Origin of the sequence: Pantoea sp. SOD02 (genome assembly GCF_024707505.1) — a bacterium.
Classification (GTDB): Bacteria; Pseudomonadota; Gammaproteobacteria; order Enterobacterales; family Enterobacteriaceae; genus Pantoea; species Pantoea symbiotica.
In genome coordinates, this window is the sequence record NZ_CP102604.1 from 1,538,608 (window position 1) to 1,552,447 (window position 13,840).

Here is a 13,840-nt window from a genome sequence, read left to right on the forward strand (position 1 = left end):
ATGTCACTGATCAGTATCCATGGCGCTTACCTCTCGTTCAGCGATGCGCCGCTGTTGGATAACACCGAACTGCATATCGAAGAGGGCGAACGCGTCTGTCTGGTTGGCCGTAACGGCGCCGGTAAATCGACGCTGATGAAAATCATCAACGGCGAACAGCCGCTGGATGATGGCCGCATCATTTATGAGCAGGATTTGGTGGTGGCGCGTCTGCAACAGGATCCGCCACGCAACATTACCGGTTCCGTATACGACTTCGTTGCCGAAGGCGTGGCCGAGCAGGCTGAGCATCTTAAGGCTTATCACGCGATTTCCCATCTGGTGATGGAAGATCCAAGCGAGAAGAACCTCAACGAGATGGGCCGTCTGCAAACCATTCTTGACCATCAAAACCTATGGCAGCTGGATAGTCGTATCAACGACGTGCTGCTGCAGATTGGTCTGGATGCGGATACCGAGTTGTCTTCGCTCTCCGGCGGCTGGCTGCGTAAAGCGGCATTGGGCCGCGCGCTGGTGAGCAACCCGCGTGTGCTGATGCTCGACGAACCGACGAACCACCTCGATATCGAAACCATCGACTGGCTGGAAACGTTCCTCAAGACCTTTAGCGGCAGCATCGTGTTCATCTCGCATGACCGTTCATTTATCCGCAACATGGCAACGCGTATTGTCGATCTCGATCGCGGCAAGCTGGTTTCCTGGCCGGGCAACTACGATCTGTTCCTGACCGGTAAAGAAGAAGCTCTGCGAGTCGAAGAGATGCAGAACGCCGAGTTCGACCGCAAGCTGGCACAGGAAGAAGTGTGGATCCGTCAGGGCATCAAAGCGCGCCGCACGCGTAACGAAGGCCGCGTACGTGCCTTGAAAGCGCTGCGTAACGAGCGCTCTGCACGCCGTGAAGTGATGGGCAAAGCCAATATGCAGGTCGGCGAAGCGGCACGTTCCGGCAAAATCGTGTTTGAGATGGAAGATGTCAATTACAGCGTGGGTGGCAAAACCCTGGTGAAAGACTTCTCTACTCAGGTACAGCGCGGCGACAAAATCGCCCTGATTGGCCCGAACGGTTGCGGTAAAACCACCTTGCTGCGTTTGATGCTGGATCAGCTGAAAGCCGACAGCGGTCGTGTGCACTGCGGTACTAAGCTGGAAATCGCTTACTTCGATCAGCACCGCGCTGAGCTGGATCCGGATCGTACCGTGATGGATAACCTCGCTGAAGGTAAGCAGGAAGTGATGGTTAACGGCAAACCGCGCCATGTGCTCGGTTACCTGCAGGACTTCCTGTTCCATCCGAAACGTGCCATGACGCCGGTGCGCGCTTTGTCCGGCGGTGAACGTAACCGCCTGCTGCTGGCGCGTCTGTTCCTCAAGCCAAGCAACCTGCTGATTCTCGATGAACCGACCAACGACCTCGACGTCGAAACGCTGGAGCTGCTGGAAGAGCTGGTGGATGGTTATCAGGGCACCGTGATGCTGGTGAGCCACGATCGTCAATTCGTCGACAATACCGTGACGGAGTGCTGGATCTTCGAAGGAAACGGCGAAATTGGTACCTTTGTTGGTGGCTATCACGATGCACAGCAGCAGCGCGCGGCTTATAAGCAGGGCAAAGCCACTCAGGCCAAATCGGCTGCACCGGCGAAAACTGCAGAGAAAAGTGACGCCGCCAAACGTCCGGCCAACAAGCTAAGCTATAACCTGGCACGTGAACTGGAACAGCTGCCGCAAAAACTGGAACAGCTGGAAACCCGCATCGGTGAGTTGCAGGCTAAAATGAGTCATCCGGACTTCTTCAGCCAGCCACACGATAAAACCCAGCCGGTTCTGGATGCGTTAGCGCAAACCGAGCAGGAACTGGAAGTGGCGTTTGAACGTTGGGAAGAGCTGGAAGCGCTGAAAAACGGCGCGTAATCGGAAGGAGTCAGCATGTGTGCAGCGGATCAAGCGCATCAGTGGAGTCTTTGTCCACAATGTGATTTAACAGTAAAGCTGCCCGCTGTACCGGTCGGCAGCCGTGCGCGTTGCCCGCGTTGTCACACCACGCTGCAAGCCAACTGGCAGGAGCCGCGTCGACGTCCGACCGGCTACGCCCTTTCGGCGCTGTTTATGCTGGTGCTGGCCAATCTGTTTCCTTTCATCAATATGCACGTCGCGGGATTGAGCAGCCAGATATCGCTGCTCGAAATTCCGCAGGTGATGGATCGTGAAGATTACCGCAGCCTGGCAACGCTGTTTCTGCTGTTTGTGCAGGGCATTCCCGCCTTCTGCATGATCACCATTATCCTGCTGGTCAATAACGTTCGCATGCCGCATAACCTGCGGCTTGGGTTGGCGCGCGTGCTGTTTCAGCTGCGTAGTTGGGGCATGGCGGAAATCTTTATGGCTGGCGTGCTGGTCAGTTTCGTTAAGCTGATGGCGTACGGTGAAATTGGCCTCGGCAGCAGCTTCTGGCCGTGGTGTCTGTTCTGCGTGCTGCATCTGCGGGCGTTTCAATGTGTTGATCGCCGCTGGGTGTGGCAACGTATCGATCCGTTACCGCCACTGCCGAAAGTGCCGCTGGCCGGTATTAGCGGCTTAAAACAGGGTTTGCGTAGTTGTCCTTGTTGTACTGCTATTCTGCCCGCCGACCAACTGGCGTGCCCGCGTTGTGGTGTGAAGGCGCATGCGCGCCGTAAGAACAGTCTGCAATGGACGCTGGCGCTGCTGATCACCTCGGTGATGCTCTACATTCCCTCAAATATCATGCCGATCATGGTGACCGAAACACTCGGTTCGCAATATCCCTCGAACATTATGGCCGGGGTGATTTTGCTGTGGAGCGACGGTTCGTGGCCGGTAGCGCTGGTGATCTTCATCGCCAGCATCATGGTGCCTTCGCTGAAAATGCTGGCGATCGCCTGGCTGTGCTGGCACGGCAGCGGACGCGGCGGGCGCGATGATGAAAAGATGCACGTGATTTATGAGGTGGTTGAGTTCGTTGGCCGCTGGTCAATGATTGATGTGTTTGTCATCGCCGTTCTCTCTGCGCTGGTGCGGATGGGAAGGCTGATGAGTGTGTATCCTGCGCCGGGTGCGCTGCTGTTTGCCATGGTGGTGATTCTCACGATGTTCGCCGCCATGACCTTTGATCCGCGCCTGCTGTGGGATCGACAACGAAAAACTGAACGTAAGGAGCCGCGTCTTGACGGACAACCATCACGGGACTGCTAAGGTCGACCAGATTAAACGCTGGTCACCGGTCTGGATTGTACCCATCATCACGCTGTTAATAGGCGGATGGATTCTTTTTTATCACTTCAGCCATCAGGGCCCGGAAGTCACGCTGATTACCGAGAATGCGGAAGGCATTGAAGCCGGTAAAACCACCATTAAAAGCCGCAGCGTTAACGTCGGCGTGGTGGAAAGCGCGGTTCTGACCGACGATCTACATCACGTCGAGATCAAAGCGCGTCTCAACTCCGGCATGGAAAAGTTGCTGCAAGGCGATAGCGCATTCTGGGTGGTCAAACCGCAAATTGGCCGCGAAGGTATTTCCGGTTTAGGTACCTTGTTGTCGGGTGCTTACATCGAACTGCAGCCGGGCGCGAAGGGCGATAAGCCAGAGAGATACCAACTGCTGGATGCGCCGCCGTTAGCGCCGCCGGATGCCAAAGGCATTCGTGTCACGCTTGACAGTAAGAAAGCGGGACAGCTGAATCCGGGCGATCCGGTGTTGTTCCGTGGTTATCGTGTCGGCTCGGTTGAAACCAGCACCTTTGATACCGATAAACGCATGATGGCTTACCAGCTGTTTATCTCGGCGCCTTATGATCGCCTTATTACCACCAACGTGCGCTTCTGGAAAGACAGCGGCATTGCGGTGGATATGTCGGCTTCCGGCATGCGCGTAGAGATGGGATCGCTCACCACGCTGTTCAGCGGCGGCGTCAGTTTTGACGTGCCGGACGGCGCTGAGTTGGGCCGTGCTGCGGAGAACAAAGCGGAATACCATCTGTACGACGATCAGCGCAGCATCCAGGATTCGCTCTACAGTGCTCACACCGATTTCCTGCTGTTCTTCACCGATTCGATTCGTGGCTTGCAGGTTGGCGCACCGGTTGAGTTCCGCGGTATTCGTCTGGGTACGGTTTCACAAGTGCCTTACATGATTCCTGGTGTGAATCAGGCGCTGAATACTGACTATCGTGTGCCGGTGCTGATTCGCATTGAGCCGGACCGTTTTGTTAATCGTCTGGGCGGGGATTTCAATCTTGAGCAGCATCTGCAAGAAGGCAAAAAACGCGGTCTGCGTGCGACGCTGAAGACCGGTAACCTGCTGTCTGGCGCGCTGTTTATCGATCTTGATTTCTACGACAACGCACCGGCGTATAAAGGCCCGAACGAAGTGGCGGGACTGGAAGTGATTCCGACCGTCAGCGGCGGCCTGGCGCAGATTCAGCAGAAATTGATGGCGGCGCTGGATAAGATTAATGGTTTGCCACTCAATCCTGTGCTGAACGAAGCCACCGGTACCTTGAAAGAGAGCCAGCGCACGCTGCAGCAGCTGCAAAAAACGCTGGATAACCTCAATCAGGTAACGGCGAATCCGGCGATGAAAACGCTGCCTTCAGATATGCAGCAAACCCTGCGCGAACTGAATCGTATTATGAAAGGGCTGCAGCCAGGTTCGCCGGCTTACAGCAAACTGGTAGGCGACATGCAGCGGCTTGATCAGGTGCTGCGTGAACTGCAGCCGGTGCTGAAAACGCTGAATAGCAAAAGTAACGCGCTGGTGTTTGAAGCCAAGCCGGGCCAGGATCCACAGCCAAAGAGGGCGAAACAGTGAAAAAAGGGCTAATTATCGGGGCGCTGTTGCTGCTGGCAGGCTGCAGTAGCACCATTGAAAATACCTATTATCAGCTGCCGGCGGGCAATAATGTGGCGCGCGTTGAAAGTGCCGCTGGCACTGGACAGCCGATGATTTGGGTCGAGCAGGTGACAGTGCCGGATTATATGGCGGGCAATGGCCTGGTGTATCAGACCAGCGATGTGAAGTACGTGATTGCGGCCAATAACCTGTGGGCCAGTCCGCTTGATCAACAGCTGCAGCAAACGCTGATCAGTAATCTCAGCAAAGCGCTGCCTGGTCGTTTGGTTGCTGGTGCTCCGCTGGGCGATAGCCACGATACGCTTTCCGTCAATGTCACCGGTTTCCAGGGACGTTACGATGGGCAAGTGGTGGTGAGTGGCGAATGGTTACTGCAGCATCAAGGGCGCCTAATCAAACATGGCTTTAATCTGACGCTGCCGCAAACTGAAGATGGCTATGATGCGTTGGTGCGTACTCTGGCTCTCGGCTGGCAGCAAACGGCGCAACAAATCGCAAATAGTGTCGTTTCGCTAAATTAAGATTTGTTCGATGCTTATGCTAAGTCCTTGATTTGCTGTAGTGTGATCGCAGTCAAATCAGGGGCTTTTTTTATTGTCTAATCAGCCAGATAGACATTCCACTGACAATTCCACATGGCACTTTAACGTCAAAAACATGACATTGGCGTGAATTTTGCGCATTGACCTTTCTTCTGCATCGGGTTAGAACATTACTGTGGTTGAACATTATATCGCCACTCTTTCTTTCCACCCAGATTCCACCAGACCTGAAAAATGAGGGAAACGAGGCATGAAGAGACAGAAGAGAGACCGCCTGGAACGAGCACATTCACGAGGCTACCAAGCCGGGATTACAGGGCGTTCAAAAGAGATATGCCCTTATCAATTGATCGATGCACGGTCTCACTGGTTGGGAGGTTGGCGTCAAGCCATGGAGGACAGGTCAGCGGTGGCCTAGCACTGCTGGATGTCTATCATTAAGGAAGAAACCTCCGCTGCGTGCGGAGGTTTTCGTTTGGAAGGATTAGAAAGCTGAAGTGTCTTTGAACAGACCTACTTTCAAATCAGTCGCAGAGTAAATCAGGTTCCCGTCAACGAAGACTTCGCCATCTGCCACGCCCATCACCAGTTTACGGTTGATCACACGCTTGAAGTGAATTTTGTAGGTCACTTTCTTCGCGGTAGGCAGGACTTGTCCAGTGAACTTCACTTCACCCACGCCCAATGCGCGGCCTTTACCTTCTGCGCCCAGCCAGCCGAGGTAGAAACCAACCAGCTGCCACATCGCATCAAGGCCAAGACAACCCGGCATCACCGGATCGCCAATGAAGTGGCAGTCAAAGAACCACAGGTCAGGGCGGATATCCAGTTCGGCTTCTACGAAACCTTTATCGAATTTACCGCCATCTTCGGTCATTTTGACCACGCGGTCCATCATCAACATGTTGTTGGATGGAAGCGGCGGTCCATTTTCGCCAAACAGTTCGCCGCGACCCGAGGCAACCAGGTCTTCTTTACTATAGGATTCGCGTTTATCTACCATGTTCTCAATATGCCTTCTTTTAGTGAAGCCCGAATATTAGCGAACAGTTGTACGCTGAGCAATCTTATCAGCTGTGGTTGAACCAGTTGAGCCAACGTAATGGCCATGGACGCAGGCGAGCTTCCTGCTGGTTCAACTGGGTAATGCGTTCCTGAATGGTGCTAAGCAATGATTCGCCGCTTTCACTCTGCCAGGCAATACCGGTCAGCAGCGGCAGCGCTTCATCTACGCTCTCAATGGCCCAGAGATGGAATTGTCCGGCTTTAACCGCCTCCACTACATCCTGATTCAGACTGAGATGACGCGCGTTACTGGCAGGGAAAATCACACCTTGCTTGCCGGTCAGTTCACGTGAGTTACAGATGTGGAAGAAGCCTTCAATTTTTTCGTTCAGGCCGCCGACGGGCTGCACGTTACCAAACTGATCGACTGAACCGGTTACCGCAATCTGCTGATTAACCGGCTGATTAGCCAGCGCACTGATTAACGCACACAGTTCGGCCAGTGAGGCGCTATCGCCATCTACTTCGGAATAGGATTGTTCAAACACCAGCGAAGCCGAGAAGGGCAGCTGTTGTTCCAGTTCCAGCTCGGCAATCAGGTAGGCTTGCATAATCATCATGCCTTTCGCATGAATGTTGCCACCCAATTCAGCTTTACGCTCCACATCGGTGAACTCGCCATCGCCCGGATGAACCACACAGGTAATGCGTGAAGGTTCGCCCCACGGACGCGGATGACCAGGGAACTCAACCACTGAAAGGCCATTGATTTGGCCAACCACTTCGCCTTCGGTCTCAATCATGATCTGATTAAGCAGAATTTCATCGCGCATGCGATCGGCGAGGAAGCCTTCACGCCACTGGCGTGCTTCCAGCGCTTCTTTTAACGCTTCGCCATTGATGCTGTCGCCATGCAGCGCCGTTTCCTGCAGCTGACGACGGAGCCAGCGTGGGCAAAGCGGTAAGGTGTCTTGATCACCGGTCATGCGTGCCGCTTCGGTGATCAACAATGGCCAGAAATCCGCTTCAGGCTGCGCTAATCCGGCTTGTTCAGCTTGGGTTAGCGTCCATTGGCACCATGACGTCATGTCGTCTTCGTCGAGAATCTGTAAGCTCTCTTCAAATTCGCTATACAGCGCCATCTCATGAACTTCGACGTCCATTTCCTGGAAGGCGGCCAGTGCATCACGATCGCCACACAGTACCAGACGCACTTGCAGCGGTAGCGAGGGAATGGCGACGGGCAGCGGTTGACGCTCATCCTGTGAATACCAATCGAAGCGACCTTGCTCAATGCACTTACGCAGACGTAGCCACAACAGCGGCTGTGCCAGCAAAGTATTGACCGCAAGTATTAACGTGCCGCCATTGGCGCGATGCAGTAAGCCTGGTTCAGGCTGCACACGGTCTTTATATTGACGTACGCAACCGAACAGTTGCTCAGCTTCAATCCAGTCGGCGAAATGCACGCCGCCCTGGCTGGTAAACGGACGATTGATATCGGTGGGCGCGAGTAGGCTAACGTTGTCGCCCATCACATGATAGTCACCACCGTAGAGAGCAATCTCATCCGGCTGGAAACGCTGCGCTGCATCGGCGATGCAGGCCAGGTAATCGCTATTTTCCTGACTGCGCAATAACAGCAGTGGAAAACCCAGGGTTTGATGATGCAAATGCGCCAGCGCATTCAGCAGACGCGGCTGAACCGCGGCAAGACTATCGCAATCTTCCAGTGAGACGTTCGAGAAAATGGATTGGTAGCGGTCGCTATCCGGCTGCAGGGCTTGCCACGTAATTTGAGTGCTGGTCAAAATATTCGCATTAGTCTGATTTAGGAAAAGCGCGATTATACAGGAATCAACCCGGTTAATCACGGCGGAGTTCCGGCCCGGATTGTGACGGCTGCAACATGTTTTTCCTTGCTGCATCCAGGAAAAAAGCTGTTATTCTTAGTTTGTTACGTGATCACGATGAGATTCCGATGAAATACCAGCAACTCGAAAATCTTGAAAGTGGATGGAAGTGGAAATACCTGGTGAAAAAGCATCGGGAGGGTGAACTGATCACCCGTCATCTTGAGCTTAGCGCGGCGCAAGCTGCGGTTGATACGCTGCTATCGATGGAAAATAGCCCGGTTGAGGTTAACGAGTGGATCGCCCAGCACATTCATCCTGATTTGGAGAATCGTCTCAAGCAGACGATACGTGCGCGCCGTAAGCGTCACTTTAATGCCGAGCATCAACATACGCGTAAGAAATCGATCGATCTGGAATATCTGGTGTGGCAGCGTCTGGCAGGATTGGCGCAGCGTCGGAGTAATACGCTGTCAGAAACTATCGTCCAATTGATTGAAGATGCCGAACGCAAAGAGAAGTATGCCAGCCAGATGTCTACGCTGAAGCAAGATCTGCAGGCGATCCTCGGGAATGGTGGCTCGGAAAAAGAGTAGAATTCTTTTCGTTCTCATTACATTCAGCCATAAAAAAACCCCGCCTTAGCGGGGTTTTTTACTGCGTGATAACTTAAGCCTGTGGCTGAGTTACAACGTCTTTGATACCTTTCACGTCGATTTCAACGCGACGGTCTGGCGCCAGGCAGTCGATCAGGGCATTACGGCCTTTCACGCTGTCACAGGTGTTGCCAGTAACTGGGTTAGATTTGCCCATACCGCGTGCAGAGATCTTGTTAGAAGGGATACCTTTAGATACCAGGTAATCAACTACAGACTGAGCACGTTTCTCAGACAGTTTCTGGTTGTACTGCTCTGAACCGATGCGATCGGTGAAGCCCAGTACTACAACAGAACCGTCTTTCGGATCCATTGAGCTCAGCTGGCTGTACAGCTGATCCAGAGCCTGCTGACCTTCTGGCTTCAGAGTTGCCTTGTTGAAGGTGAACAGAACGTCAGACTTCAGAGTGAAACGCTTGGTTTCAACAACTGGCGCTGGAGCTGGAGCCGGAGCTACAACTGGCGCTGCATCTTCTTCCTGACCGAAACGGTAAGAAACGCCGACGCTCAGCATGCTGTTGTCTGGACGCGCACCAACGGTACCTGCGTCACCGATGTTGTTAACCCACTGATAGTCCAGGCGAGTCGCCCAGTTTTTGGTCAGTGCGTATTCAACACCAACAGCAGCCAGCGGAGAAACGCCGGTGTCGTGGTCGCTGATGCGGCCAGTAGTTGGGTTGGTCTGAGTAGAGTCAGCACGCCATACCATACCACCCAGACGGGTATAGACATCAAAGTCTTCGGTGATTGGGTAGCTCAGTTTAGCAGCCAGCTGAACGCCTTGTGCTTTGAACGCGCCATTGGTCACGCTGCCTTTGTTAGGCATACGGCCTAACCAGTCGTAGCCCAGCTCGAAGCCCAGGTACGGGTTAGCCTGGTAGCCCATGAATGCACCAGCACCCAGCTGAGATTCGTGAGTTGGACCGTTGTTGTTCTCGTAACCGTTACCGTAGTAACCAGTATCGTGATACTGAGACCAGCCCAGTTTAGCACCGGTGTACCAGGTGTTATCTTTAGGTGCGGCCTGCGCTACGGTAGCGAAGCCAGCCAGTGCCACTGCAATTGCGATAGCTGTCTTTTTCATTTTTGCGCCTCGTTATCATCCAAATAGGCAATGAGCAAAAAGGTTGCTCTTTGTGTTAATCCTTCGCCGGGTCTAAACGCTCGCTTTTGACTCTACCGAAAAAACGGAGGTTATTGAGCACCCTGGCGAGCTAAAGTCTACAACGAGATTGGAAACTTACAAGTATGATGTGACGCCGGGCAGCAAAAAAACAGCGATTTATACACACATTTTAACAAATCACCTGGCTAAATCTTCGGTATTAGAAAACAAAAAAGCTTCTAAGCCATTGTCATAGCTGGCGGGAAAAGAATCAGTAGCTTAGATGCAACTTATGCAAAAAAAATGCTGAGAAAATTCCTGGAATTTACTTAATGAAACAATTCAGACGGAATTTTTGCTGAGTTAGGTTGTCTGGAAGGGGCATATTGACGTCCCTGCGGACGCAAAATCAGACCGAGTGCTTCACCTTCCGCCGCTGCTTGTTCCAATTCTAATCGCTCTTCATCACTCAATTCGTACGGAATCCAGGCAAGAACGACGCTGTAATTACCCGTACGTAATGCTTTCACCATACTTTCCACGGTGTTAAAACGCTCAGATTCGGTGATATGCATACTCTTTTCTAACGGCAATCCCGACTGCTGCATCCAGTTACGATTCAGCTTATGCGCTGGAGTGAGCCACAGCTGCCAGCGTGATTGCTCACTAAGCTGTTTTAGTACCGGCAACAGCATAAGTTGCATCATTCCAGGTTGTTCGCTGGAACGCAGTTCAGTGATTCCACCCAGCGAAGGTTGCGCTAAGCTGGATGAAGCGAAACGATTTGAACGGTCAGCAGAGCCAGAGAATTGAGTACGCATAATTTAATCACTCAGTAATGAACTGTATGGATGTACAGTAATGACTTCCTGGATAAAGATCAACCTCAATTTCTGAAAACGCCTCGCAATTTCTGCACAAGATACCGCCCGCCTGCTTTTATTCATTGAACAGCTAAATCGTTTTTTTTATCTTCTAACCAGATGAATCTGCGAGCTTTTATAGGAAATTTCCCGCGCATGGAATCCATTGAAGGGGGCGTTATGAAGAGATATAACCCGGTAGTTGAGCAATCGAAAGCGCAGTTGGCAGCATTAGGTAAAATTGAATCGCGCACGCAATTTGGTGGTTATGCACTGACTGTTGAGAAGGTAATTTTTGCGTATATCAATGAGGATGCACTCTATCTTCGAGCCAGCGAGGCGCTTCACGTCTATAACGCACAGCGTTCACTGGAACCGCTGGTGTACCGTAAGCGTGGCGTGCCGGTGACACTGAGCTACTTCAAAGTGGATACGCAATTGTGGCAAAACCCTGAACAGTTATTGCAGCTGTCAGCATGTTCTCTGCGTGCCGCACAGGACGAAGCGGCTACCAGACTTGTCTCGCTGCGTCTGAAAGATCTGCCGAATTTAAGCCTGCGATTAGAGTTGATGCTGCATAAGGTAGGGATCAGTTCGGTGCAATTGCTGTGTGAAACAGGGTCGCGACAAAGCTGGCTGAAACTGCGGGCGGTGAATAAGCACATTGGGTTAAAAACGCTGTTGGCGCTGGAAGGTGCAATATCAGGACATCATGAAGCAGCGTTACCCAGCGCAATCAGGCAAGAGCTTTATACCTGGTATCTAAAAATGCTCCGCCAGCACGCGGCGGAGCATCAACCGCTTTAATCGTTGACGAGGGTACGGCGTAGACGGGCGATTTCAGGCAGCAGCGCGACTAACAAGCCCAATTGCTGAATCACTAGTGGTGCGCGTGTATCCGGGCTGTTTTTCATCTCGCTCATGCGCTGCATTAGCGCCTGCTGCATCTCAGTGGCTTGAGCATCCGTAACCCGGTCGATCTGCAGCACATCTTCAATGAAGCAGACGGCGTCATCCAGTAAGGTAAGCAAGGTGCTATCCGCGAGATGTTCGCGGTGCGCTCCCAATGCGGAGATATAGCTGAGGAAGGAGTGGTTCAGGCACAGCAGTCGAAACGCATTCTCACGTAGCGGTTGTTGTAGCTTGAGTTCACTACGGATGTTTGACACCACTGACGCTAGCTCGGCATCGGCGTTATGCGCATCGCGACGTGCCACACGATAAGCGAGACGATTGTCCTTGCCTTGATGGTATTGCTCCATAATCGCATCCAGATAGCGGCAGTTCGCATCCAGTGTACGATCGGCAACGGCAGTGATTTTGCGAAAACGCCAGTCTGGCCAGACAAAGGCCACGGCCAGCCACGCCAGACCGCAGCCCAGTAAGGTGTCCACCACGCGCGGTAGCGCCACTTCAAAACCTTCGCCGAGCAAATTAAAGCACAGCAGAACCAGCAAAGTGATAAACAAGGTGGCTTGAGCATACTGAATCTGGCGGAAGGCGAAGAACAGCACGCCGCTCAGTACAATCAGCACCAGCTGGCCTTCAATCGAGGGCACTAGCCACAAGACCGGCAGGCCGATGGCAATGCCGGCTAAGGTGCCGCCAATACGCAATGCCAGGCGTCGTCGGGTGGCGTTGTAGTTGGGCTGGCAGACAAACAGGCTGGTCAGCAAGATCCAGTAACCGCGATCGACGCCGGTGATTTTAATGAAGGCGTAGCCAACGCACAGCACCAGCGACATACGCACCGCATGGCGGAAGAGAGCAGATTGCGGGCTAAGATGGCGACTGAGCCGCAAGCGGATATCCGCCCAGCCGCTGAGTCCTTCCCGTGATAGATGGTGATCGCTCTGCGGGGACGGTTCGGCCAGCATCTGTTCTGATTCAATCGACGCCAGTTGAGCATCAATAGCACGCAGATTACGCAGCAGCCAAAACAGCGCGTGAATGTGTGGATCCTGCGGCTCATTCTGCTGAAGACGTTGCAGCGCGGTTTCCAGCCGTTCGAAGGTGCGCTCAAAGTGGCTGTCATGATGCCACGGCTGACGCAGCAAAATGGTCTCCGCCAGCTGCCGACAGGCACGCGCTTGCATATTCATCAGGCGCTGGAAACGGAACAGCACTTCGTTGTAACGCCAGTTATCACGCAGCAGATGGTATTGCAGATGCGAGGAGCTGGCGCGCTCATGGATATCCTGCGCGACAAAATAGTAGTGCAGGCTGCGGCGCGTGCTGCGTGAACCGCGATCACCACGCAAACGGCTTTGAATGGTGCTTTTGGTGAGATTCAGCTGTGCCACCAACTGACTGTTAACCATCGCCGTGGCAACCAGCGTGGCGTCATCCTGATCGCCGCCATCGGGATCAAACAGGTTCGCTTTGGCTTCGAGATAACGCGCCAGCTGGGAAAAACTGCCTGCCAGCTGCTCCTGTACCGGGCGCACCGGGAACATCAAATGGCCAATAAAGGTCAGCAAGTTGTACCAGAGGGCACCAATCAACAGCAGCGCTGGCTGCATCCACCATTGTGGGAATAAGCCGATGCCCAGCATGGTGTAAACCGCAATCAGCAGCGCACCGAAGGCGATGGTGGCATAACGCTGTCCCAGCGCACCGAGCAAAATAAAGCCCCAGCTGGAAAGCGCCAGGCCCAAACCGAATGCCCACGGATGGGGGAACAACAGTTCCACCGACACCGAAGCAATACAGAAACACACCAGCGTGATCAACAGATTGCGTACACGCCCAATCCAGCGATCATCGAGATCCGCCAGCGCCGCAGCGACTACACCCAGCGTCAGCGGAATGGTCCACTCGATTTGGTGCAGCCACCACGGCACCGCCGCGCATCCGGTTAAGGCAAAGAAGATGCGCAGCAAATAGCGCAGGCTGCTGTTAAACAGATAACGTCGCCAGCCTGGCAAGGCGTCATGAATCATTGAACGG

12 protein-coding genes are annotated in these 13,840 nt (G+C 53.4%); 7 read left to right on the plus strand and 5 right to left on the minus strand.

The genetic code is table 11. The annotated features are described in order from the left end of the window. From NR302_RS07070 to rmf, 5 genes are all read left to right on the plus strand, one after another. A complete protein-coding gene (locus NR302_RS07070; RefSeq protein ID WP_258144876.1) occupies nt 1-1,911 on the plus strand; it encodes an ABC transporter ATP-binding protein in 1,911 nt (636 codons plus the stop codon). A gap of 15 nt (nt 1,912-1,926) precedes the next feature. Further along, complete coding sequence (gene pqiA, locus NR302_RS07075; RefSeq protein WP_258144877.1) at nt 1,927-3,210, plus strand: membrane integrity-associated transporter subunit PqiA; 1,284 nt, start codon at nt 1,927-1,929, stop codon at nt 3,208-3,210. After that, nucleotides 3,182-4,825, plus strand: a complete 1,644-nt coding sequence (pqiB, locus tag NR302_RS07080) for an intermembrane transport protein PqiB (protein WP_258144878.1) — start codon at nt 3,182-3,184, stop codon at nt 4,823-4,825. The genes pqiA and pqiB overlap by 29 nt, the downstream gene beginning before the upstream one ends. Continuing rightward, nucleotides 4,822-5,388, plus strand: coding sequence for a membrane integrity-associated transporter subunit PqiC (gene pqiC / locus NR302_RS07085; protein WP_008101448.1), 567 nt, complete (start codon nt 4,822-4,824; stop codon nt 5,386-5,388). The genes pqiB and pqiC overlap by 4 nt, the downstream gene beginning before the upstream one ends. 271 nt (nt 5,389-5,659) lie before the next feature. Next, the gene (gene rmf / locus NR302_RS07090; protein ID WP_071531634.1) at nt 5,660-5,827 is read left to right on the plus strand and encodes a ribosome modulation factor; all 168 of its coding nucleotides are present in this window, start codon (nt 5,660-5,662) and stop codon (nt 5,825-5,827) included. A gap of 66 nt (nt 5,828-5,893) precedes the next feature. Here rmf and fabA read toward each other — a convergent pair whose 3' ends face one another. Then, on the minus strand, nt 5,894-6,412 hold the full coding sequence (fabA, locus tag NR302_RS07095; protein WP_007887361.1) for a bifunctional 3-hydroxydecanoyl-ACP dehydratase/trans-2-decenoyl-ACP isomerase: 519 nt from the start codon (nt 6,410-6,412) through the stop codon (nt 5,894-5,896). Nucleotides 6,413-6,479: 67 nt separating this feature from the next. After that, entirely contained in the window at nt 6,480-8,342 is a 1,863-nt protein-coding gene (locus tag NR302_RS07100; protein WP_258144879.1) for a Lon protease family protein, read from the minus strand. A gap of 53 nt (nt 8,343-8,395) precedes the next feature. On the opposite strand from NR302_RS07100, the gene matP reads away from it, so the two are divergent. After that, nucleotides 8,396-8,863 carry a macrodomain Ter protein MatP gene (gene matP, locus NR302_RS07105; RefSeq protein ID WP_008101445.1) on the plus strand — a complete coding sequence of 156 codons (468 nt, stop codon included), beginning with the start codon at nt 8,396-8,398 and terminating at the stop codon, nt 8,861-8,863. Between the two features lie 73 nt (nt 8,864-8,936). On the opposite strand, the gene ompA is transcribed toward matP, so the two are convergent. Both ompA and sulA read right to left on the minus strand, forming a co-directional pair. Next, nucleotides 8,937-10,007, minus strand: a complete 1,071-nt coding sequence (gene ompA / locus NR302_RS07110; protein WP_008101442.1) for a porin OmpA — start codon at nt 10,005-10,007, stop codon at nt 8,937-8,939. A 350-nt stretch (nt 10,008-10,357) separates the two neighbouring features. Beyond that, nucleotides 10,358-10,849 carry an SOS-induced cell division inhibitor SulA gene (gene sulA / locus NR302_RS07115; RefSeq protein ID WP_258144880.1) on the minus strand — a complete coding sequence of 164 codons (492 nt, stop codon included), beginning with the start codon at nt 10,847-10,849 and terminating at the stop codon, nt 10,358-10,360. Nucleotides 10,850-11,071: 222 nt separating this feature from the next. On the opposite strand from sulA, the gene NR302_RS07120 reads away from it, so the two are divergent. Continuing rightward, nucleotides 11,072-11,698 (plus strand): TfoX/Sxy family DNA transformation protein, encoded by a 627-nt coding sequence (locus NR302_RS07120; protein ID WP_061717085.1) that lies wholly within the window; start codon nt 11,072-11,074, stop codon nt 11,696-11,698. On the opposite strand, the gene yccS is transcribed toward NR302_RS07120, so the two are convergent. Beyond that, entirely contained in the window at nt 11,695-13,833 is a 2,139-nt protein-coding gene (gene yccS, locus NR302_RS07125; RefSeq protein WP_258144881.1) for a YccS family putative transporter, read from the minus strand. The two genes, NR302_RS07120 and yccS, sit on opposite strands and share 4 nt — an antisense overlap. Between the last annotated feature and the right edge of the window lie 7 nt (nt 13,834-13,840).

What these genes read in the sequence shown, in the direction of transcription:
- NR302_RS07120 (WP_061717085.1), top strand. Translation starts at nt 11,072, where the DNA reads ATGAAGAGATATAACCCGGTAGTTGAGCAATCGAAAGCGCAGTTGGCA.
- pqiA (WP_258144877.1), top strand. Translation starts at nt 1,927, where the DNA reads ATGTGTGCAGCGGATCAAGCGCATCAGTGGAGTCTTTGTCCACAATGT.
- sulA (WP_258144880.1), bottom strand. Translation starts at nt 10,849, where the DNA reads ATGCGTACTCAATTCTCTGGCTCTGCTGACCGTTCAAATCGTTTCGCT.
- NR302_RS07100 (WP_258144879.1), bottom strand. Translation starts at nt 8,342, where the DNA reads ATGCAGCAAGGAAAAACATGTTGCAGCCGTCACAATCCGGGCCGGAAC.
- matP (WP_008101445.1), top strand. Translation starts at nt 8,396, where the DNA reads ATGAAATACCAGCAACTCGAAAATCTTGAAAGTGGATGGAAGTGGAAA.
- ompA (WP_008101442.1), bottom strand. Translation starts at nt 10,007, where the DNA reads ATGAAAAAGACAGCTATCGCAATTGCAGTGGCACTGGCTGGCTTCGCT.
- NR302_RS07070 (WP_258144876.1), top strand. Translation starts at nt 1, where the DNA reads ATGTCACTGATCAGTATCCATGGCGCTTACCTCTCGTTCAGCGATGCG.
- rmf (WP_071531634.1), top strand. Translation starts at nt 5,660, where the DNA reads ATGAAGAGACAGAAGAGAGACCGCCTGGAACGAGCACATTCACGAGGC.
- fabA (WP_007887361.1), bottom strand. Translation starts at nt 6,412, where the DNA reads ATGGTAGATAAACGCGAATCCTATAGTAAAGAAGACCTGGTTGCCTCG.
- yccS (WP_258144881.1), bottom strand. Translation starts at nt 13,833, where the DNA reads ATGATTCATGACGCCTTGCCAGGCTGGCGACGTTATCTGTTTAACAGC.